The following is a 20,795-nucleotide window of genomic DNA, read 5'->3' on the forward strand; positions in this document are numbered from 1 at the left end:
CATGGCTGAGGCCGCGCCCGCGCTTGAAATCCGCAACTTGCATAAACGCTATGGTGAGCTGGAGGTACTCAAAGGTATCTCGCTGACCGCCCGCGACGGCGACGTGATCTCGATCCTGGGTTCCTCCGGTTCCGGCAAGTCCACCTTTTTGCGTTGCATCAACCTGCTGGAAAACCCCCATCAGGGCCAGATCCTGGTGGCCGGCGAAGAGCTCAAGCTCAAGGCCGCGAAAAACGGCGAGCTGATGGCGGCCGACGGCAAACAGATCAACCGCCTGCGCAGCGAAATCGGTTTTGTGTTTCAAAACTTTAACCTGTGGCCGCACATGAGCATCCTCGACAACATCATCGAGGCCCCCCGCCGTGTGCTCGGCCAGAGCAAGGCCGAGGCAATCGAAGTAGCCGAAGCCTTGCTGGCCAAGGTCGGCATCAGTGACAAGCGCCACGCCTACCCGGCGCAACTGTCCGGCGGCCAGCAACAACGGGCAGCCATTGCACGCACCCTGGCGATGCAGCCCAAGGTCATCCTGTTCGACGAGCCGACATCGGCGCTTGACCCGGAAATGGTCCAGGAAGTACTTAATGTGATCCGCGCACTGGCCGAAGAAGGCCGCACCATGCTGCTGGTCACCCATGAAATGGGCTTTGCCCGTCAGGTTTCCAGTGAAGTGGTGTTCCTGCACCAGGGCCTGGTCGAAGAGCAAGGATCGCCACAGCAGGTGTTTGAAAACCCGCTTTCGGCGCGCTGCAAACAATTCATGTCCAGCAACCGCTAACGGAGCAACATGCATGCAGAACTATAAAAAATTCCTTCTGGCCGCGGCCGTTTCGATGGCGTTCAGCGCCACGGCCATGGCAGAGACCTTGACCATGGGGATCGAAGCGGCCTACCCGCCCTTCAACAATAAAGACGCCAGCGGCAACGTCGTGGGCTTCGACAAAGACATCGGTGACGCCCTGTGCGCCAAGATGAAAGTCGAGAAGTGCGAAGTGTATGTGTCCGACTGGGACGGCATCATCCCGGCCCTGAACGCCAAGAAGTTCGACTTCCTGATTTCTTCGCTGTCGATCACCGATGAGCGCAAGCAAGCCGTCGACTTCACCGACCCGTACTACTCCAACAAGCTGCAGTTCATCGCACCTAAAGCCACAGCCGACTTCAAGACCGACGCGGATTACCTGAAGGGCAAGACCATCGGTGCACAGCGCGCGACACTGGCCGGTACTTACCTGGACGACAAGCTGCCGGACACCAAGGCCAGCCTCTACGACACCCAGGAAAACGCCTACCTCGACCTGACTTCCGGCCGCCTCGACGGCATCCTGGCCGACAAGTACGTGCAGTACGAATGGCTCAAGAGCGATGCCGGCAAGCCTTATGAATTCAAAGGCGACCCGGTGGTAGAAAGCGACAAGATCGGTATCGCCGTACGCAAGGGCGACCCCCTGCGCGAGCGCCTGAACAAAGCCCTGGCAGAGATCAAGGCAGACGGCACCTACAAGAGGATCAACGACAAGTACTTCCCGTTCAGCATCGAATGATCTGAACGGCTTGACCGGCGCGCTTCTATTGGTTAGTAGCGCGCCGGCTTTCAGCAATGCCTGCCGCGATATGAAAACACCATGAATTTCGATCTCTACGGATTCGGCCCGGCGCTTGCCGCTGGCGCGCTGATGACCGTCAAACTGGCGCTCACGGCCCTGTGCCTTGGGCTGGTGCTCGGCCTTGCCGGCGCCTTGGCCAAGACTTCACCGTACAAGCCATTGCAATGGCTGGGCGGTGCTTACTCGACCATCGTTCGGGGCATTCCCGAGCTGTTGTGGGTGCTGCTGATTTACTTCGGCACCGTCAACCTGATGCGTGCCCTGGGCGAGTTTTTGGGTAACCCCGACCTTTCCCTCAGCGCCTTTGCCGCCGGGGTTATCGCCCTGGGCCTGTGCTTTGGCGCCTACGCCACGGAAGTGTTCCGCGGCGCGATTCTCGCCATTCCCAAGGGCCACCGCGAAGCCGGTGTGGCGCTGGGCCTGTCGAAGTTTCGAATTTTCACCCGCTTGATCATGCCGCAGATGTGGCGCATCGCCCTGCCGGGCCTGGGCAACCTGTTCATGATCCTGATGAAAGACACCGCGCTGGTGTCGGTGATCGGCCTTGAAGAAATCATGCGTCACGCACAGATCGGCGTGACCGTGACCAAGCAGCCCTTCACCTTCTTTATGGTCGCGGCCTTTATGTACCTGGGCCTCACCGTGCTGGCCATGACCAGCATGCACTTCCTGGAAAAACGCGCCGCCCGCGGCTTTGCAAGGAGCACCCAATGAGCGGTGACTACAGCTGGCTGTCGCACTTCGACCTGGGCCTGAACTGGGCCGTGATCATCAAGTGGCTGCCCAAACTGGCCCAGGGCGCAACCTTGACCCTGGAACTGGTGGCTATCGCGGTGATCGCCGGTTTGCTGCTGGCGATTCCCCTGGGTATAGCGCGCTCCTCGCGCCGCTGGTACGTGAGCGCCCTGCCCTACGCCTACATTTTCTTCTTCCGTGGCACGCCGCTGCTGGTGCAATTGTTCCTGGTTTATTACGGCCTGGCGCAGTTCGATGCCGTGCGTGAGAGCTTCATGTGGCCGTACCTGCGCGATCCGTTCTGGTGTGCCACGGCGACCATGACCTTGCACACCGCCGCCTATATCGCCGAGATTTTGCGCGGTGCGATCCAGGCCATCCCGCCGGGTGAGATCGAAGCGGCGCGCGCCCTGGGCATGTCCAAACCCAAGACGCTGTTCTACATCATCCTGCCGCGTGCCTCGCGTATCGGCCTGCCAGCGTACAGCAACGAAGTGATCCTGATGCTCAAGGCCAGCGCCCTGGCCAGCACCGTCACCCTGCTGGAACTGACCGGCATGGCGCGCACCATCATCGCCCGCACCTATTTACCTGTGGAGATCTTCTTCGCGGCCGGGCTGTTCTACCTGCTGATGGCCTACATCCTGGTGCGCGGCTTCAAACTGCTCGAACGCTGGCTGCGCGTCGATGCTTGCCAGGGACGTTGAAGCACGCTTCGCGGCGCTGGATGCGTTTTTAATCGAGCACCAAGGGCTGTGGCGACCACGGCCCTTTACGCACCTGCACTTACCCTGGGAACACCAACACCCCGAGCTGGCCCAGTGGCTGCGCCAGCGCTCGCTGGCCGATGCCGAAGCCTGTCACAACCACCCGTATGACCTGCCGGCGCCCGCGCCTTTTCCACAGCTGGCATTTCAGGCCGCGCAGCTCAGTGCTGTGGATAAGTTACCCGCACACACCCTGGAGCCTGCCCGCCATCGCCTGAACGTGGATGTGCCCGGGCGCAAATGGCAGCAAATCGAGGCGTTCGGCGCCGCGCTGAATTTTGCTGCAACACCCAAGCATTGGCTGGACTGGTGCGCCGGCAAAGGCCACCTCGGCCGCCGCTTGCTGCAACCCGGCCAACAACTGACCTGCCTCGAATACGACCCGGCGCTGATCGCCTCGGGCCAGGCCTTGAGCGACCATCACGGCCTGGCCGTGACCCATCGCCTGCAAGACGTGATGGCCGATGTGGCGCTCAACGCCGAACACACGCCCGTCGCCTTACATGCCTGCGGCGACCTGCATGTGCGGCTGTTGCACGTAGCCAGTGCGGCGGGCTGCAAACGTCTGGCGCTGGCACCTTGCTGCTATAACCGCATCGGCGCCGAGCGCTATCAAGCCTTGTCGACCGCCGGGCGTGCTTCCCAACTACAGCTTTCAGTCGATGACCTGGGGCTACCGATGAGCGAAACCGTCACTGCCGGCAATCGCGTGCGCCAGCAACGGGACACATCCATGGCCCGGCGCCTGGGTTTCGATCAGCTGCAACGCCAACTGCGTGGCGGCGATGAGTACCTGCCCACGCCGTCCCTGCCCGCCAGTTGGCTGGATAAACCCTTCGCTGATTACTGCCAGGAACTGGCCCGCCTCAAGAATTTATCCACAGGTGAACAGGATTGGGCGGCGCTGGAGGCACACGGCTGGCGGCGCTTGGCCGAGGTGCGCAACCTGGAGTTGGTCAGAGGGTTGTTTCGGCGGCCGCTGGAACTGTGGCTGGTCTTGGATCGCGCGCTGTTCTTGAAAGAACAGGGCTACAAGGTTGAGATAGGCACCTTCTGCGAACCCACGCTAACGCCGCGTAACTTGATGGTGCTGGCCGAGCGCGATTAAAGGGCAAAATTTCCTACACGCGCCCTGTGGATAACTCTGTTGATGAATTCTTTACAGAGCCTGTAGCTATCAGCGCTACAGACCAAAACCCACCCTGGTCATTTTTTGTTCACAAAATAAAACGCACACAAAACAGGCAGTTGCAGCGTGTTGAGAACGGCTCCACAAAGTGGCTGTTTCGTGACGGGCGCAACCAACCGATTGTGCATAAGCATCTGGCGCTAAGCGCATAAAGCGCGATTTATGCGGTTCTTTTCGGCGCTTTCAGCACGCGGCAAATCTCGTTGATATCGTCGCCGGCCAGCCGCTTTGTGGCGCTGTCCAACGGGTCGGCCGCAAACGCCAACGCTTCGTTGATCGCCATGTCGCGGTGCACCTCCAGCGGCGCTTTGCCCAGGCGCTGTTTGAACGCTTCCAGCATGTCCAGGCTGAAGGCGCTGCTCTCATCCACCTGGTTGACCACCACATGCACTACCGGTGGGCGGGCGCCGGCAAGGTGCGGCGCGAGCAAACCCTCCAAATGATCGAGGGTGCCCAGGCACGCGGCGTCGGCCTGGGCAATAACCAGCACCACATCGGCCACGCTCAGCGCTTGATGGAAGTAAACGTTGTTCCCGGCGGGCGTATCGATGATTACCGTCTGCCGCTCGCTCAAGCCCAGCGCCGCCAGGCGCTGCGCCAACCAGTTGGGCTCATGCTTGAGCCAGCGCTCGAGGTTTTCCTGTTGCTCGATGTCGATATCGCCAAAGGTTATGACCTGGCAACCGGCAAAGCCAAGCTGCTGCAGCGGGCTCCACTGCCCATGCTCCAGGCTGGTACGGCCGATACCTGGCAAGGTGTTACTGACGCCGAAGTGATGGTGCAAGGCATTCTGCGGGTCCAGGTCCAGCGCCACCACGGATTCACCATGGCGCTGCAAACCGCTGCTCAACGCCGTGGCCAGGGTGCTGCGGCCGACGCCGCCATTGATCGACACCAACGCCACCACTTTGGGGCGCAGCGCTGCGAGATGAGTCGGTTGGGGATGAGTGTTTTCGTTTGCGGGCACACTGCCGAAAAAGTGCAGGCGTGCATTGATGCCGTCGGCATCGTGGCTGACGTTCTTGCCGAACAGCGTCAACAGCTCTTCGCTAAGGCTCATGGGCAGTTCCTCACGACGCAGCTAAAGACGTGAAGGTCGGCAAGCAGGCACTTACCGCAGGTCTTATTATGGGCGTCTTAGTGACGCATTCTGTGACAGACGCGGGAAAGTGTCATTATTTTGCTGTTTTTGCTGATCATTTTTTAGACAAGCGGTAAATGGTCAATTTAATGGCCATTGCTCGACAGATGCATTCGAACGCTCAACGCCCGGCATAACGCGCTCACATCCTGGGAGCCGCCGCTATTCAACGCAGGGTCAAACGGGTCGCGCCCATAGGCCTGCGCCTCGCTGACCGAAACGTCACGCTGGACGGTGCCGAGTACGGCATCGCCCAGGCGCAGCTTGAACACTCCGGCCATGTCCTCGCTAAAAGACTGGCCAGCGTCGACCTGGTTGATCACGTAAAACCGCAGGGGTGGCGCCGCCCCCGCAAGGTACGGCGCGAGCACCTCGTCCATCTTGGCCAAACGCCGAAACGAAGCGGCATCCGGCTGCACCACCACCAGCACCACATCGGCCACCGACAGCGCCTGGCTCAGGTACACCGTATTACCCGCCGGCACATCGATCACCACCGTGTCGCGCCCACTTAGCCCCAGCCCAGCCAAGCGCTTTGCGAGAAACGCCTGATCCTGGCCGAGCCAGCGATTGAGGCTTTGCTGCTGCACAGCATCGGTCTCGCCAAAAGTCACCAGCTGGCAACCGGCAAACCCGCGCTTGGGCAACGCCTGCCAGGTTTGATTAAGCAGGCTGGTGGCGCCCAGACCGGGCACATCAAAGCCCGGGCACAAGTGATGGCGCAGCGCGTTTTGCGGGTCCAGCTCCAACGCCAGCGCCGGGTGGCCCTGGCGCTGCAAACCACTGGCAAGCGCGGCCGCCAACGTGCTGCGCCCCACACCGCCAGTGGCGGAAACCACCACCACGACCTTGGGTGCCACCGCATCCGTATACACCACGCCATGCGGCCCCTCTACCGCCTCATGACGATAGGGCGCGGCGCCCTGATTCAACTGATCCAACAACTGCTGAAAAGGCACCGCCACCTGCGACTCTCGCAAACAAGGCTCAGCCAGCGCGGCGTATAGCTTGGTGATGTGATCTGCACGCCCCACCGGCTGCTCCTCCCTGTCGGGCCAATGATAACTGGGCCGCATTGTGTGATATCACAGTGATGGTGTCAGTATTCTGGTGTTTGTATCCAAAACCTTTCAGATGAGCGGCATGGCGCCATTTTTATGGCTCCTCTTCAGCCAGGAGATATACCTCTATAAAACAACGCACTAGGCGATCACTGTGTGTTTATTAACCAATGCAAGCTCGCCGTTCGTATCAACAAGTACATAGATCCTCACGCCATACACAACGAAACAAAACCCGCATTCCACGACACAGCCCGGATACCTCCCAGGCATTCAATGGCCTCACCCCACCATTGCACCTGCGAGGCCAACAGCATGAACACCAACAACTGGAAAACCCTAATCGCCGCCAGCCTGCTTGGCTTGACCTTCACCGCCCATGCCGAGGCAAGTCATAAGCCGGATATTCAGCGCGTGCTCTCGACCACCGAAGACACCCGCTCGGGATGCGGCGTGGTGAACGCGCGCATGACCTATCTGGACTCTAAAGGCGATACGCAGGTGTTGGCGTACATGAAATTTACCGACCAGTGCGGCGACGGCAATTGAGTCGGATTTGAGGCTGTCGAGGGTAGGAAAAAGCAGCAAGCGTAAAAAAACCTTGGTATCTGCAAAAATAGTCAGAATTCAGGGGTTTACAGAAGCTTGGCAATCGCTATAATCGTCGCCCTAACACGCCGGTATAGCTCAGTTGGTAGAGCAACTGACTTGTAATCAGTAGGTCCCGGGTTCGACTCCTGGTGCCGGCACCATACAAGGTTCCAGAGAAGGCTTTCAAAATCTCTGGAACCCCCGAAAAACCCGCCTTCTGGCGGGTTTTTCGTTTTGGGGTTCCATCGATTTCCATCAGAAACTGGTGGATTCCAACCGTTTTAAGGGTAGAGTTTGGGATACAGGTCACTTCGATAAAAGGGAGTACCCTTATGTCGCGCACCACAGCTCCGCTTTCCGACGCAGCTTGCCGCTTGGCAAAACCTACAGACCGCGCCTACAAGCTTTTCGACGGCGACGGCCTCTACCTTCTAGTCCAACCCAATGGCCGCAAAGGCTGGCGGCTCCGTTACGTCAAACCTGACGGACGGGAAGGACTGACCTCGTTCGGCAACTACCCCGTCATTGGCCTCGCCGATGCGCGCCGCAAGCGCTTGGAAGTCAAGCGAATGCTGGCGGATGGCGTTGATCCTATAGAGACCAAACACCAAGCCAAGGCGGAAGCCGTAATCAAAGGCAGAACCTTTGAAAGCGTTGCGCTCGACTGGCATACGGAAATGTCGGCCAAGTGGGCACCAGGCCATTCCAAGACAGTGATGAGCCGCCTCAAAACCCACGTGTTCCCGCTGATCGGCGCACGCGCCATTGTTGATCTCGACACCCATGACCTTATGCAGCCCTTGGAAGCGATCAAGAAGCGCGGAACGATCGACGTTGCTTTAAGGGTACAAAACTACCTGCAGAGCATTATGCGCGAGGCAAAGCGCCTCCGGCTTATCACCACAAACCCTGCTTACGATCTCGAAGGCTCGATCAAAGCCCCGCGGGTGGTACATCGCCCCGCTCTACCCTTATCGCGACTGCCGGAACTGCAGGAGCGGATCGACACCTATAAAGGCCGGGCACTTACCCGTCTGACGGTGATGCTGTCGCTGCATGTGTTTGTACGATCCAGCGAGCTGCGTTTCGCACGCTGGAGCGAGTTCGACCTCAAGCGCGGCACCTGGGAGATACCGGACACTCGACCCGCGTTGGAGGGAGTACCCTTTTCCACAAGGGGTACGAAGATGGCAGGGGATATCCATTTAGTACCCTTATCGCCGCAAGCAGTGGCCCTGCTTGAACAGATCCACGCCCTCACCGGTAAATTCGACCTGGTGTTTGCAGGCGATGCCAAGCCCTGGAAACCCATGTCCGAAAATACCGTGAACAACGCGTTACGGACGATGGGATATGACACCAAAACCGATATCTGCGGACACGGGTTTCGTTCGATGGCCTGCAGCGCTCTGATCGAGTCAGGACTTTGGTCGGAGACAGCTATTGAACGGCAGATGAGCCACAAGGAACGCAACAACGTCCGCGCCGCTTACATCCACAAGGCCGAGTTCATCGAGGAGCGCAGGCTGATCATGAACTGGTGGAGCCGGTATCTGGAGGCCAACCGGCAGGAGCATGTCACTCCACACGAATTCGCGAACCAGATTGGAGATAACGTTACTCGGATAAAGGCGAAGCCTGGCATTGGCGCAGAGAGGAGGAGTTGATATGGATATCTCAACCGCACAAAGCATCAAGCTCGCCATTGTGTCGGCAACCGGACTATCTAAAGACGCGCTGCATATCTATTTGGGCATGGCGGTCTATTTGACGTTGATCGTTGGCACCCGACGATTCAGGCCATACCTTGGCTGGCTGGTTGTTTTAATCATTGCGTGTGCTGGCGAGTGGGTGGATCGGCGAGACGATATTGGAAGCTTCGGATACTGGCGCTGGCAGGCAAGCGCTCACGACGTTCTCAACACGTTGTTTTGGCCGACGGTGCTGACACTGCTTTGGCTTTTAAAGTGCCGCAGTAAAGTAAGCGTACATCCGTAAGACTCTCGCAATCTGCTCTGCCACGCGGGTCCATCCAAACAGGGCTGCAAAGCCGCCCTGCTTGGATGGACCTCACTTAAAAAATCTAAAGCCCACACAACTGTCTGTGGAAAACCACAGATTTCCACCGGTGGATAATTTCATCCACAGCCGCAGAATTCCCGAAAATTCGAACCTTGACCCGAATTATCCACAGGCGTAGAAAAGATCTGGCAAAGCGCTGTCGTTGACAGCAACCCAGGTAGCCAGAACCTTTGAGGCTACGCCACACCATGGTGGTTCACCCAAAGTGCGATTAGCGTCCGGTGGCTCGCACGGTCACAGCGATGTGATGGATGCCTACTTCTACCAGAGTGCCCACTGCGGCAACTCATGCCCCTTTATAGCTGTCCTGCAGCAACCTATCCGCTTGGCCATTTCCTTGCGCCAACCTGCGCCCGTCTCTTTCTTCCGGAAAGAGACGGGCGCTCCTACCGCTGCTGCAGCCCTGCTCGCATGGGGCTTTGCGGCTTTCCCCCTCGTGACAATCGGCGTGACAAACACCGAATGCTCACTCGCCACAGCGATGCCGATGACGGTGCCGCAGCCCACGGAATGGACTGCACCTGACTGACAGTCAGGCATGCCCCGGTCATCACCTCGCTGCCTTCACCCGACTCAGGATCTCGCGGCGCTGGTTTCGTCAGCCAATGCAGCCTCCACCCGCCCACCGGTATCGGTGCTCAGGAGGCCAGATCATAAGATGCCCATGCTCCCGGTCGTAAGGAGCCGTCAGTCCCACGTTAGTGGACATCCCCACAGGCCGCAGGGGCCTTGATCCCTGATAACACTCAACATCCTTGGCGGGATGACGTATGGGGAAAATTTCAGCTATCAGGTTTCAAGAGGAATCCGGAAAAGGCGCTTAATGGCGGTCAGACTGAGATAAATGATGCGATCAATTCGATAGCACTAAAGTGCTACATCTATAAAACCCTGATAATACGAGCAAACAATAGTCGCCGTGGTCAAATGCGCAGACTAGACATACTCATGACTTACACAAGCTTAAAATCAAAATAACTCATGCGACAGTCTGTTGCGACCAGCCTGAAAAGCTAACAAACCAGCAACTTATCCGGCACGCTGTTTTATTACCGTCAGATCACATAACACCTGTTTCAATCCTAGCAAGCGCCCTACACAAAAATATGCATTGATATATAAAACACACCAAATAGCACTTGAGCCAATGAGCCAGCTTGCATGAAATAAAAAAAAATGCCCCCCCCCGAAATTTATCACTCGAAAAGCAACAAGCAAAATCAACTAACCCCCTCAAAAACGAATAAAACTATTAACTTCAGATAGCAGGGCAGGACCGAGCATATTAATTGTATTAAGCACTGAGAATTTTAATAAAGTATCCCAACAAATACTTGCCAAAAAATTATTTGTAACATTCTTGTTTCGAGTGATATCATAAGGACATTACGACACAAAGCCGGCGACGGAAATATTGTTCCGTGGTCATAGACTTTACCCTGTGTGGCTATGTTGAAGCCATCAGCAGAGGCCCACGAAACAGAATGAAAAACATATTACAAGAAAGAATCAATAAACTATCCGACTTAGAAAACTCCTCTGATTGTCGATTGGCCGTTCTGGGGCTTTACCGGATTGCGATGCAACATGCTTGCGTATCATTGGCCGAATGGCTGGTAAACGAAAGTAGTAGCAAATCGGAACGAGCATTCGTACATAGCGATATAGAGTTCTCAGATTTTTCATCAGCGACCGATGGCAGTTTTGTAAGTATTTTATCTCAGCTTTTACTATTGGCCGAAAACCTTGGCTGGGCGTCGGTCGGCAGAAAGTATTGGGAGCCCATCCAAACGCCAACCAACTTACTTCCTTTAGTTGGTTCAAAAAAAGCGCGGATCGAAACAATTCTTTCGAAGTTTGTACGAGAGAGGAATGAAGGTGGCGAAGGCCATGGCTTAGCAGGGAATTACGATAAAGATGGCGATATAGAACTTTTAAATACGCTATTGGAAAAGCTGGCACCTCTTCTTCCACGGGCTGATTTATCTACAGACAAATTATACATTCCGACCTCGACTAATTCTCCACCGGTGGAAATGGGGACATTAGTTCTTAGAGGGGGAATGCCTTTAATTTATAGGAAACTCACTAAGACGGTAGGTGGGAAGCTTCTCGTGGAAGCGCAAGTTTTAATCTCTCCAACTGAAAAAGAGATTTTCAAGTACGAAGCGCTAAGCCGACTATTAGAACTTGCGGGAAAAAAGGATCTCGAATACGAAATTTACGAAACCAGTTGGAGCGACAACTGGTCTCCACTTACTTTTCTGCCGGACAGATTAAGTGCCAAGGATGATTTTACTGGTAGACTGGACGAACTGAAACAGCTTGCTGAGTGGGCCGACAACCCAGACTATCGGATGTGCATGGTCTGGGGTGATGGAGGCATGGGGAAAACGACATTAGTAGTCGAATTCATACACAGAATCCTAGAGAAAAAATTAGTATCCTGGCAGCCAGAAATTATTACTTTCTACACCGCAAAAAAAACCCGATGGGGCCTAAATGGCTTAGAGCATATAACCACCCAAGAATTAGGCGTAGCCGATGCTGCTGTTACTATCGCGCGAATGTTGAACTCTGCGACTTTAGACAGAAGTTGGTATGAAAAAGACGCCCGGGGAACCATTGAAAAACTGGCGACTCTTCAATCTGAGTGGTCAGTAAATAGAGATTCTCACTTAATAGTGCTAGATAATACCGAGACCATGGCGGAAAACGAGGAAGATTTAAAAGCCCTCACAGCACAGATCAAATACCTAGCTCAAAAAGTTGGCCGAGTTATAATTACTAGCCGCAGAAGAGAGTCTATTCCAGCGGAGTTAGTTCAAGCAAAGTCGTGGTCAGATGAGGAAGGTGCTGAGTATTTAAACAAACGAGGTTCGAAGCTGCAATGCCTTCCCATAATCCAAGCTGGTAACTCTACCTTGAGACGTTACAGCCGTGACCTGGGTAATAAACCTATCGTTTTAGACGTCTTTGCACAGGCGGCTACATTGCAAGCCAGCGGCGGTCTGGATAACGCTTACGAGACTGTACAAAGAATGCAGCGCCAAGACCTAGGATTATTTCTTTATGAAGACGCCTGGGGCAGGATTTCACCTAACTTAAGATATGTACTCCTTTTGATGACTCGCGTCAGTCAGACACATGACGAGTACTCCATGCAACTGTGTTGTCAACGAGCTAATGTAACATTGATGGCTGCGACCGAGGCATTGGAGGAAAGCAAGGGAATTGCCACTGTCGCAAGATTTGGGATGGGTTTACAGTTAACTTTCAATCCAGAGTTTTTTCAATTTTGCCAGCAACGTCTCGAACATATAGGGGGATTAATGGTCCCAACTAATGAAGACGTTGAAGCCGTTAAAAAACGCTATAGCGACTTTATTAAAAGCTCAAGCACACATATTAAAGATAAGCACCTGCTAGCCTATCGTACACCTTACGCTAAGGCTGCATGGACATTCTTCCATGAAGGAAACATGGATGAATGCATTAGATTTTATAGTCTCGCGATTAAAATAGATCAAGATAACGGCTGGCTTTACGATCGCTTTGCTTATTCACTTTTCACGTTCAGAAAGTATCCAGAAGCTCTCATCGCTGCCCAGAAAGCAACATCGTTAATGTCCAATGATCCTACCTCTTGGTTTACAAGAGGCCTCATAGAGTCAAGAAGCGGAGATGCTCTCGCGGCGCTTCAATCCTACCAGACTGCTGCAGATCACGGACAGCCGGAAAACCTTTGCCAACTACAAAGTGCCTCCGCATGGATGCTTGGTCCGAAACCCGACTTAGATCGTGCAAGCAAATGCTTGGAGAGAGCGAAGAAAACTGCGCCACGAGATAAATTCTATATAAAATTCATGTCCGAACTGAAACGCGTTGAATATAAGCTCCAGCAGGCTATTGAAAAGAAAGAGCTGGAATAGGTCAACCGCAATCAATTCGCAGCCAGCATCACATCAAACGATGCCACTTCATAAATGGCATCGTCAATGACAATAACGCGAAGAACACGTAGGGCATTTAAATTTCTTCAGCTCTATACTGGAAACTATGCATGGAATACGTTTTCGAATATACGGAAAAAACTGCAGAAAAAGCATCTGAGTACGAGACAAAAGCGTTGCTTTATCTGATTGGGATCGATAAAGAAAAGAAAAAAATATCGTTAGCGTTTATAGATTGTTTTAACGACATTACCGGGACAGACAAACTCAGCCGAGCGCTTTGGGATATTCAATCCAAAGGTGTGGCAAATATGTCTCCATCTCAAATAGGCCGCTCTTTAATTACCCTTCTGTTCAATTATTTCACCACATTCAACTTCTGCAAATTCGCGCTCTTCATGCCGGAACCCAAGGCTGACTATGTAATAGATAAAAGCTTAGCAGAGTTCGGAATTGAAAACTTCGAAACCATTAAAGAAAAAATAAAAGACGGTTTAATAAAAGAATGGCAAAAACGTAAAACTCTTCATAAATTAGACGCCAATCAAGTCTTACAGGTAGATGATTTCTTATCGAAGATAAGATTCATCATAGATAAGTCGACGACCAGCAATTATGTAAAAGGCATCATACCATTTAAAAGTGCAGCACTCAAAAGCGATACATTCTACGAAAGAATTTTTAAAGAAATAAAAGAACAACAAACCATAAAAAAACTATCTTCAATACATAATGCCAGAATAAACTCCATAGCGGACGCTTTACTTTTCGACAGACATATAACTGCTCTAGAGCTTTCGACATTAATCATCAACAGATTAGTAGGCCATGATCTATTTAAGTTTAAATCCATTCCACTAAGTTTCTTTCCCGAGATCCAAGGCCTTGCAAAAGATGATATTGGAGAATTAATCTTCGAATGCAATCGACAGATAACAAAAGCCTTTTTCGATAAAAACAAAAAAAAGATATTTTGGGAATTTCTAGAGCGCTCTTTCGTAATTATTAGCAAAGACCCAAAAATCCCTTCTCGGGAAGTCTATGATCAGGCCAAAGTATTTAACGGCTTCGAAAACAGTACTCTATACGGTATGCCTGGAATCTATTTCATCTCAATCATAATCGACGGACTTGAAAATGCACTTTATTGAGTCAGGATTCGGAAACAAATCCGAAGCCTTTATTGAGCGCCGGTACAAAAGCGGCACTAATATAATTTTCAGCAACGACAACAACAAAGGCAAAACGCTTACAGTTCAAGGCTTGATGTATTCAATAGGTAACGATCCGATATTTCCAAGTGGGTTCACGCACCAAGAATATTATTTTTACAGCAAACTTAACCATAATGAAAAAGAATGGCTTTTCCTTAGAAAACGAAATTCATTCCTAGTCAAGTCAGGCTCTGAAATTCGACTATTTGAATCAGTAGCAGAGTTGAAACGATTTTTCAATGAACAGATATATAAGCTACCTAGAATCAATAAGGATGGGATAATAAAAATAACTGACTTAGCCCTATTTTTTCAGTTATTTTTCTTACCTCAAGATAATCGAGATACTTCCAACGTTATTAACAGCGGATATTATAACAAAACCGATTTCGTCGATATGATTTATGCGCTTTTTGACGAAGATTTAACTCCTGAGCCAGCGGAGCACTTGGCATTCATCAGAAAAGAGAACGATGAGATAAAGTCGACGATAAAAGAGCTAATTAAACTTCAGAAGCTGGCAAAAAGAACACCTCAAGTTTCGAAAATAGTGAACTCTAATACAGACAGACTAGTCTATGAAGAAACAAAAAAACGAGTTGAAACTATTTACACGCGAATCACGGAGAATCAGAAGAAAAGAAATAGGGAGCTTTCATTCAAGATCCGACTAGAGTCTCTTATAGGAGAACTAAACTCCTTGAATAGAGAGCTCGAAGTTGGAAACGTTAAGTGTGGAGATTGCGGAAGTAAAAAAGTAATCTATGGCAATCGTGACTTTACTTTTGAAGTAAGCAATCAAGACATTAGAAGCGAGGTGACCGCTACAATCAAAAGTGAAATAGCATTGAAAGATGAGATAATCATGGAGCTTGCGCGAGAAATTAATAACGACCAATTGCTCATGGCTCGCGAACTCGAAATACTGCCGAAAGACATTAAAACAATAATGTTGAAGCATGAAGAGATATTAACAGACGCGCAGATTGGCAATCAATTAAGCAAACTGAATATTCAGTTGGAGGCGAACCAAAAGGCATTAGGAAATGCTTCGGAGAAAGAAGGTTCATCTAAAACTAAAAAAACATCCCTCGTCCAAGAAATTATTGATCGCATGCAAGCCATTTACCATGAGATGGATCCAGAGGGCGGACTTGAACTCGATGGCATTTTTTCAAAGCGTGGGGTAGTTTATTCTGGGAGTGAAGGCCAAGAATTTTATTTTTCTAAAATTGTGGCGTTCAAAGAGCTGTTGCAACATCCTTTCCCTATCATAATCGACTCTTTCCGTGACGGGGAACTTTCAACCGCTAAAGAAACGTACGCCCTACAAAAGTTAGAACAAGTACCCGGTCAAAAAATACTAAGCTCCACACTAAAGCTACAAGAATATCAATCAAACATATACACAAAATTCAAAAATATAAACGCAATAGACTACAGCAGCAATTTAACAAGTAGGATATTGAACTCGCACGATGTCGAAGAATTCAAAAGCATTGTCTTGAGCTTTAATGCTGAAATTTAAATATAACAAAGGGCAGTAGCATGATAGAACGCTCGACCTAGTATATTCATTGAAAACAACCTAATCAGCCTACTTCTGAGGTATAGAACTGACTGCCCAAATGCTATAACGTCTAAAAGCTTTAGCTCCAAATGCACGCCGAGTAGCTTACCCAAGGGGTACTTTATGAGGTAGTGTCAAAGCTACGTTATAAAACATTAAATATATTTCAAGCTGTTATGATTTTTTTCGACTCCTGGTGCCGCACCATACCTCGAAGCCCTCGCAATGCGGGGCTTTGTGGTTTCTGGGATTTGGGAAACCGCAAAAAAGTCAAATCACCTTTTCGGCCGAAATGCCCAAATGTGTCCACACGTAAAATCTCGGGCTGCCTGCCTCAGTCCAAATCTCGATTTCTATGACGCCTTACTCAGCTCAACGTCAGTCCCGGTAGACGTACTCCCCAAACCCACCGGCCCACCAAAAGCCACCCTCACCTCGCCTCCCAAGCTTTATCCAAAATTATGGCTAGCCAATAATTATGCCGCCCTCATAAAACCAATAATTTCCCCAGCCACCAATCCGTACCACCCGACCCGACCGAAAAAAACAACCCATCAATTTTCCCGATTGCTCCCCACCCCTCACCACGCTAACCTCCCCCCGTCGCCACCACCCAGCGACCGGGCCTGAGAACCCGATTTGATGCAGGCGCCACTAGCGCCACGCATTCGTTTTCACAACGATCGTGTTGCTCTCACTCAATATGGGAGTTCCACCAATGACCGCAACAAATCCACCCGCACTCACCACCCTCGGCGTCACCCCTTTCTCCTTTCACTCCGACCGACCTCTGTTCCGCGTCAACAGCGGCGTTTCCCTGCATGACGCCTTGCACCACGTTTCCGATTTACTCCACGTCGCCAAGTTGCTCGCAGAGGATGCGGCGATGACGAAGGAGACGGACCGTTATGCCTGGGCGTCGCATTATTTGCAGGAGATGAGCAAGGCGGTGATTGATGATGTGGTGAAGGTGTTGGCGTCGCCGTGTAATGCTGAGCAGTAAGGGGTAAATGGGGTGGCCGGGCGGGCGCTGTCGCGGGCAAGCCCGGCTTCCACATTAGAGCTGGTCCTTTCAGTTGTGGCGGGCGGGCTTGTCTTGGGTTGGGTTGTGAGGTGGCTGCGGAAATGGGACTGCTGCGCAGTCCAACGCGGGGCAAGCCCGCTCGCCACAGGGTGTGTGTTGTTGGTTGTAATTGGCTTGGCAGGAAGTGCTTTTAGGCGAATTGGCCGCCTTTTTTGCGCAGGTAGATCATCTGCGCAGTCACGCCGATAACCAGCGCCAGCGCGAGGCTGCCTTGTGCGCCGAGTAGCACGGGGGATTGCAGGTCTGTTACGAAAGGGTGCCCGTCGGGCACGCGGCGCAGTGTTTCGGAGACGGTGGGTACCATCAGGAAAAATGCGGTCAGGCTCAGGAAGATTGTTTCCAGGTATGCGCGTGCGCGGCCCAGCCAGGCTATGTGCCCTGCTGCATATCCGGCCGCGAGCAGGGCAAGGGTGATGACGCCGATGATGTTGCTCACGGGCTGTTTGGCGACCAGGAATACGCTGAAAGCGCCGATCAGCATTGATGCCAGGTAGAGCTTGCCGGGTGTTGAGCGGGGCACGATGCGGCCGTGGCGGATTAACATGTAGGCGGCCAGTGGGATGGCGGGCAGGCTGCCGAGGGTGTGGAGCCAGCCGAGGGGGGAGATTCCGAACATGGTGTGTGTCCCGTGTGGGTGGATGATGTGCATAAACGGGCCGCGCTGGAAACGTTCATCGCGATGGCGGCGGCGCGCTATGATCTGGGGATCAGCTTAGTGAAGGCGTGGCCGGGCAGACATGATGAATCCCCTCGATAATTTGATCATTCATCCGGAAATGCAGTTAGAGGGGCTGGCTAAAGGCGATCTGTTGTCGCAGGTGCTGGCGCAGATTCGTCTGACGGGGGATCGGGTGTATTCCTCTGCGTTGGCCGACCAGCAGCCGCTCCATCTTGACGAAAACAGCGCGCATATCTGCGTGCTTCAGCAAGGCCAGTTGCAACTGGAGGGCGGCGGCCACGCGCCGATGACGCTGCAACAGGGCGATGTGCTGTTGCTGCCTCACGACCCCACGGGCATCACGCTGACGGCGTGCGATGGGCCGGCGAGTGTGGTGGTCTGCCGGTTCTGGTTCGACGCGAGCAGTTTCCAGGCGATGCTGTTTGCCCTGCCCCGGCTTATTCATATTCGGCACACCGAAGCCGCCGCGTGGGCCGAAGGCATCCTGCATTTCATGTTGCTTGAGGCCCATGACACGCAGCCCGGCGGGGCGTTGATGATTTCCCGCCTGATTGATCTGGTGGTGATTCGCATCCTGCGCACTTGGGTGCAGCAAGGGGCTGCGTCGGGATGGCTGGGCGGGTTGTCGGATGCGCGTATCGCGCGGGCACTCAGGGCTATTCACGCAACGCCGGGCCAGCAGTGGCGCATTGATGCGCTGGCGGAGGTGGCCGGCATGTCGCGTTCCAATTTCTGCGAGCGGTTCAGCGCGTTGGTGGGGCGCTCGCCGTTGCGGTATCAGAATGAATGGCGGCTGACCTTGGCCAAAAGCATGCTCGCCAAGCAGGAAGGTCGCATCGGCGAGGTGGGTTTTGCGATTGGCTATGAGTCCGAGGCCGCGTTCAGCCGCGCGTATAAAGCCTTTTTCGGGCGCTCGCCACGGGATGATAACGCCCGGCCAGGTTAGGCCGGGCGTGGTGGTGCATCAGTGCCCGGCGCTTTGCCCGCCGTCCACATGCAGGATCTCACCGGTGACAAACCCGGCGCTTTCAAGGTAGGTGATCGCCTGGGCGATATCACTCACTTCGCCCATGCGCCCTACCGGGTGCAGTTGCCCCAATGCAGCGTGGGAATCTTCGCCATGCATCGGCGTCTTGATGATGCCCGGGCTTACCGCGTTCACTCGAATGCCGCGTTTGGCGTATTCAATCGCCAGGGATTTGGTCGCGGCGTTCAGCCCGCCTTTGGTGAGGCTGGCGAGTACCGAAGGCACGCCGTCGATGGCGTGATCGACCAGGCTGGTGGTGACATTAACGATGTGGCCGGCACCGTGTTTTTCCATCTCGGCGATGGCCAGTTGGGTGATGTAGAAAAAGCCGTTGAGGTTCACCGCCAGCACGTTGGCGTAATCGTCCTGGGTGTAGGCGGTGAAGGGTTTGGCGATGAAGATGCCGGCGTTGTTGATCAGGCTGTCGACGCGGCCGAAGGTGGCCAGGGCTTCGCGGATGACGCGCTGGGCGGTGGCCGGGTTGGCGATGTCGCCGGGCACGGTGAGGATGTTCGGGTCGGTGGACGGCTGGATCGAACGCGAGGTGGCAACCACACGGTAATCGAGGGCGCGGTAGGCTTGAACCACGGCGGCGCCGATGCCTTGGGAGGCACCGGTGATGATCACGACTTTGCTCATTTTGTTTCTCCGGCAAGGACTTGGGATGTGCGGTATTCGGTGGTGGTGAGGCCGGCGTAGCCCCAGTTATCGGTGTCGATTTCTTCGATGACGATGTGGGTCAGGTCCGGGCGCTTGTTGAGCACGCGTTCGAGGGTTTCGGTGAACTCGGCGATGACCTGGGCTTTTTGCTCAGGGGTCACGCCGTCACGGGTGATGCGCAGGCTGACGAAGGGCATGACGAGGCTCCAATGACCGGCCATCGAAAGTGATGGGCAGGCAATGGCGTCAATCTATGGAGTAGGCGGGACGGGATAAAGGTAGGGTGCAGTACTTCAATAGTGATGCGGTGTAATGAATAAACCGGGACGGTGTTTTTCACACCGCCCCTGTCGACCGTCATCCAGACCAGCACGACACAAAACGCGAGAGGGGCAACGGGTCAAGCCACCACTTGCTTGATGGACGCAAACTCATGAGTCGATACAACGATCTCGTCGGCCATTTTAACCGTCAACCGGTTGAACTCCTGCACCGCGTGCGCAGATAGGCTCACCACCTTGACCTCAGGTGTATTGCGCGTCTGCGTATTGGTTTTCAAGACGCTGGGAACAAACAAGACAGCAAACATGGCCGATAGAGCGAAATAGGCCACAACCGTATCTAGTCGACCAATGTCGTATCCCAGCAGTGGCGTGTATTCGTTCTGTGCCAGATCAAGGTCGAAACATGGCCTGTCGCTGGTGACAAAGCTGCTCTGAGGTGCCACTAACAACACAATATTCAACTTCTTAAAGCGATCCCTCAATGAGGAGGACATCGCTTGGGACGCCAAGTCGAAAGCACTTAGATCAACCGCCATCGAAGCGCCCCCCGGCACATCAGGGTGATCCAGCTCGTTTCTCTTGCGCTTCAACGCCGCGGGTGTTCTGAAATATGAGATGCAGGCAAAGTTTTTTATACGGTCGACATAGTGAGGCAGTTCGCAAAACATGTCGGCCAAGGTTTCGCATACGTATTGCTCTTCAGATATTGGGGGTGAGGGCTCCTCGCTGTAGAACTTGCGAGCATTCTTAGCACCAAAGGTGATGAAACTCATGACTCCGCCCCACGACACCTCGTGCTCGCCAAACATTTTTTCGATGCGGTTATCGGGCTCGTTGGTATCTTCTTCGTAGAACCATTTCCCGTGCAAAATCGATTTTGAATTACGCGGCTCGGAGCTCTGTTGTTTCAGAAAATGCGCCATGACTTGGCGACTAGCCTCAGCGTCATGATCCCACCCTGTCGCGGTCCACCCACGCAGGTAAACCCGTGGGACGTAATGCTGGTTCTTCGTAAGATTGTTTTTCACTGCGGAACATCCCTGTGAGCCAAAAAACCGGTTAACCATACAAACATCTAGCTCATCTTTCACTTAAAAAAAACGCCCCGGAGCCAAAGGCCACGGGGCGTTTTTTCCAACCTGTGATCAGGTCGA

19 protein-coding genes and 1 tRNA gene are annotated in these 20,795 nt (G+C 53.3%); 14 read left to right on the plus strand and 6 right to left on the minus strand.

What is annotated here, in order from left to right; genetic code table 11:
* Nucleotide 1 precedes the first annotated feature (1 nt).
* From QF043_RS27145 to QF043_RS27165, 5 genes are all read left to right on the plus strand, one after another.
* The gene (locus QF043_RS27145) at nucleotides 2-775 is read left to right on the plus strand and encodes an ABC transporter ATP-binding protein (protein ID WP_017138656.1); all 774 of its coding nucleotides are present in this window, start codon (nucleotides 2-4) and stop codon (nucleotides 773-775) included.
* 13 nt (nucleotides 776-788) lie between these two features.
* Nucleotides 789-1,541, plus strand: coding sequence for an ABC transporter substrate-binding protein (locus QF043_RS27150; protein ID WP_307420849.1), 753 nt, complete (start codon nucleotides 789-791; stop codon nucleotides 1,539-1,541).
* 81 nt (nucleotides 1,542-1,622) lie between these two features.
* Entirely contained in the window at nucleotides 1,623-2,318 is a 696-nt protein-coding gene (locus QF043_RS27155) for an ABC transporter permease (protein WP_307420850.1), read from the plus strand.
* 38 nt (nucleotides 2,319-2,356) lie between these two features.
* Complete coding sequence (locus tag QF043_RS27160) at nucleotides 2,357-3,046, plus strand: ABC transporter permease (RefSeq protein WP_026013808.1); 690 nt, start codon at nucleotides 2,357-2,359, stop codon at nucleotides 3,044-3,046.
* Complete coding sequence (locus tag QF043_RS27165; RefSeq protein WP_307420851.1) at nucleotides 3,027-4,214, plus strand: methyltransferase; 1,188 nt, start codon at nucleotides 3,027-3,029, stop codon at nucleotides 4,212-4,214. The genes QF043_RS27160 and QF043_RS27165 overlap by 20 nt, the downstream gene beginning before the upstream one ends.
* A 241-nt stretch (nucleotides 4,215-4,455) precedes the next feature.
* On the opposite strand, the gene bcsQ (QF043_RS27170) is transcribed toward QF043_RS27165, so the two are convergent.
* Together bcsQ (QF043_RS27170) and bcsQ (QF043_RS27175) are read right to left on the minus strand one after the other, a co-directional pair.
* Entirely contained in the window at nucleotides 4,456-5,355 is a 900-nt protein-coding gene (bcsQ, locus tag QF043_RS27170) for a cellulose biosynthesis protein BcsQ (protein WP_307420852.1), read from the minus strand.
* Nucleotides 5,356-5,522: 167 nt separating this feature from the next.
* Nucleotides 5,523-6,470, minus strand: coding sequence for a cellulose biosynthesis protein BcsQ (gene bcsQ, locus QF043_RS27175; RefSeq protein ID WP_307420853.1), 948 nt, complete (start codon nucleotides 6,468-6,470; stop codon nucleotides 5,523-5,525).
* A gap of 342 nt (nucleotides 6,471-6,812) precedes the next feature.
* On the opposite strand from bcsQ (QF043_RS27175), the gene QF043_RS27180 reads away from it, so the two are divergent.
* From QF043_RS27180 to QF043_RS27215, 8 genes are all read left to right on the plus strand, one after another.
* Complete coding sequence (locus QF043_RS27180) at nucleotides 6,813-7,046, plus strand: DUF2790 domain-containing protein (RefSeq protein ID WP_017138663.1); 234 nt, start codon at nucleotides 6,813-6,815, stop codon at nucleotides 7,044-7,046.
* A gap of 127 nt (nucleotides 7,047-7,173) precedes the next feature.
* Nucleotides 7,174-7,249 (plus strand) — tRNA-Thr (locus QF043_RS27185).
* Between the two features lie 171 nt (nucleotides 7,250-7,420).
* Complete coding sequence (locus QF043_RS27190) at nucleotides 7,421-8,755, plus strand: integrase arm-type DNA-binding domain-containing protein (RefSeq protein WP_307420854.1); 1,335 nt, start codon at nucleotides 7,421-7,423, stop codon at nucleotides 8,753-8,755.
* 1 nt (nucleotide 8,756) lies between these two features.
* Nucleotides 8,757-9,086 carry a hypothetical protein gene (locus QF043_RS27195; RefSeq protein ID WP_307420855.1) on the plus strand — a complete coding sequence of 110 codons (330 nt, stop codon included), beginning with the start codon at nucleotides 8,757-8,759 and terminating at the stop codon, nucleotides 9,084-9,086.
* 1,568 nt (nucleotides 9,087-10,654) lie between these two features.
* Nucleotides 10,655-13,102, plus strand: coding sequence for a M48 family metallopeptidase (locus QF043_RS27200; RefSeq protein WP_307420857.1), 2,448 nt, complete (start codon nucleotides 10,655-10,657; stop codon nucleotides 13,100-13,102).
* A gap of 131 nt (nucleotides 13,103-13,233) precedes the next feature.
* Nucleotides 13,234-14,274 (plus strand): hypothetical protein, encoded by a 1,041-nt coding sequence (locus QF043_RS27205; protein WP_307420858.1) that lies wholly within the window; start codon nucleotides 13,234-13,236, stop codon nucleotides 14,272-14,274.
* Complete coding sequence (locus tag QF043_RS27210) at nucleotides 14,261-15,865, plus strand: hypothetical protein (RefSeq protein ID WP_307420859.1); 1,605 nt, start codon at nucleotides 14,261-14,263, stop codon at nucleotides 15,863-15,865. The genes QF043_RS27205 and QF043_RS27210 overlap by 14 nt, the downstream gene beginning before the upstream one ends.
* A gap of 760 nt (nucleotides 15,866-16,625) precedes the next feature.
* Nucleotides 16,626-16,910, plus strand: a complete 285-nt coding sequence (locus QF043_RS27215) for a DUF3077 domain-containing protein (RefSeq protein ID WP_307420860.1) — start codon at nucleotides 16,626-16,628, stop codon at nucleotides 16,908-16,910.
* A 211-nt stretch (nucleotides 16,911-17,121) separates the two neighbouring features.
* On the opposite strand, the gene QF043_RS27220 is transcribed toward QF043_RS27215, so the two are convergent.
* Entirely contained in the window at nucleotides 17,122-17,607 is a 486-nt protein-coding gene (locus QF043_RS27220; protein WP_307420861.1) for a hypothetical protein, read from the minus strand.
* A gap of 121 nt (nucleotides 17,608-17,728) precedes the next feature.
* Between QF043_RS27220 and QF043_RS27225 the strand changes: the two genes are divergently transcribed.
* Nucleotides 17,729-18,616, plus strand: coding sequence for an AraC family transcriptional regulator (locus QF043_RS27225; protein ID WP_307420862.1), 888 nt, complete (start codon nucleotides 17,729-17,731; stop codon nucleotides 18,614-18,616).
* Nucleotides 18,617-18,634: 18 nt separating this feature from the next.
* Here the strand turns inward: QF043_RS27225 and QF043_RS27230 are convergent, their stop codons facing one another.
* From QF043_RS27230 to QF043_RS27240, 3 genes are all read right to left on the minus strand, one after another.
* Entirely contained in the window at nucleotides 18,635-19,336 is a 702-nt protein-coding gene (locus tag QF043_RS27230; RefSeq protein WP_307420863.1) for an SDR family NAD(P)-dependent oxidoreductase, read from the minus strand.
* Nucleotides 19,333-19,554 carry a 4-oxalocrotonate tautomerase family protein gene (locus tag QF043_RS27235; RefSeq protein ID WP_307420864.1) on the minus strand — a complete coding sequence of 74 codons (222 nt, stop codon included), beginning with the start codon at nucleotides 19,552-19,554 and terminating at the stop codon, nucleotides 19,333-19,335. The genes QF043_RS27230 and QF043_RS27235 overlap by 4 nt, the downstream gene beginning before the upstream one ends.
* 203 nt (nucleotides 19,555-19,757) lie before the next feature.
* A complete protein-coding gene (locus QF043_RS27240) occupies nucleotides 19,758-20,669 on the minus strand; it encodes a DUF4238 domain-containing protein (protein WP_307420865.1) in 912 nt (303 codons plus the stop codon).
* Between the last annotated feature and the right edge of the window lie 126 nt (nucleotides 20,670-20,795).

The sequence above is a fragment of the Pseudomonas sp. W3I7 genome, assembly GCF_030816095.1.
Lineage (GTDB): Bacteria > Pseudomonadota > Gammaproteobacteria > Pseudomonadales > Pseudomonadaceae > Aquipseudomonas > Aquipseudomonas salomonii.

What these genes read in the sequence shown, in the direction of transcription:
- QF043_RS27205 (WP_307420858.1), top strand. Translation starts at nt 13,234, where the DNA reads ATGGAATACGTTTTCGAATATACGGAAAAAACTGCAGAAAAAGCATCT.
- QF043_RS27215 (WP_307420860.1), top strand. Translation starts at nt 16,626, where the DNA reads ATGACCGCAACAAATCCACCCGCACTCACCACCCTCGGCGTCACCCCT.
- QF043_RS27210 (WP_307420859.1), top strand. Translation starts at nt 14,261, where the DNA reads ATGCACTTTATTGAGTCAGGATTCGGAAACAAATCCGAAGCCTTTATT.
- QF043_RS27220 (WP_307420861.1), bottom strand. Translation starts at nt 17,607, where the DNA reads ATGTTCGGAATCTCCCCCCTCGGCTGGCTCCACACCCTCGGCAGCCTG.
- QF043_RS27190 (WP_307420854.1), top strand. Translation starts at nt 7,421, where the DNA reads ATGTCGCGCACCACAGCTCCGCTTTCCGACGCAGCTTGCCGCTTGGCA.
- QF043_RS27150 (WP_307420849.1), top strand. Translation starts at nt 789, where the DNA reads ATGCAGAACTATAAAAAATTCCTTCTGGCCGCGGCCGTTTCGATGGCG.
- QF043_RS27195 (WP_307420855.1), top strand. Translation starts at nt 8,757, where the DNA reads ATGGATATCTCAACCGCACAAAGCATCAAGCTCGCCATTGTGTCGGCA.
- QF043_RS27180 (WP_017138663.1), top strand. Translation starts at nt 6,813, where the DNA reads ATGAACACCAACAACTGGAAAACCCTAATCGCCGCCAGCCTGCTTGGC.
- QF043_RS27165 (WP_307420851.1), top strand. Translation starts at nt 3,027, where the DNA reads ATGCTTGCCAGGGACGTTGAAGCACGCTTCGCGGCGCTGGATGCGTTT.
- QF043_RS27145 (WP_017138656.1), top strand. Translation starts at nt 2, where the DNA reads ATGGCTGAGGCCGCGCCCGCGCTTGAAATCCGCAACTTGCATAAACGC.
- QF043_RS27200 (WP_307420857.1), top strand. Translation starts at nt 10,655, where the DNA reads ATGAAAAACATATTACAAGAAAGAATCAATAAACTATCCGACTTAGAA.
- QF043_RS27230 (WP_307420863.1), bottom strand. Translation starts at nt 19,336, where the DNA reads ATGAGCAAAGTCGTGATCATCACCGGTGCCTCCCAAGGCATCGGCGCC.
- QF043_RS27155 (WP_307420850.1), top strand. Translation starts at nt 1,623, where the DNA reads ATGAATTTCGATCTCTACGGATTCGGCCCGGCGCTTGCCGCTGGCGCG.
- QF043_RS27225 (WP_307420862.1), top strand. Translation starts at nt 17,729, where the DNA reads ATGATGAATCCCCTCGATAATTTGATCATTCATCCGGAAATGCAGTTA.
- bcsQ (WP_307420852.1), bottom strand. Translation starts at nt 5,355, where the DNA reads ATGAGCCTTAGCGAAGAGCTGTTGACGCTGTTCGGCAAGAACGTCAGC.
- QF043_RS27235 (WP_307420864.1), bottom strand. Translation starts at nt 19,554, where the DNA reads ATGCCCTTCGTCAGCCTGCGCATCACCCGTGACGGCGTGACCCCTGAG.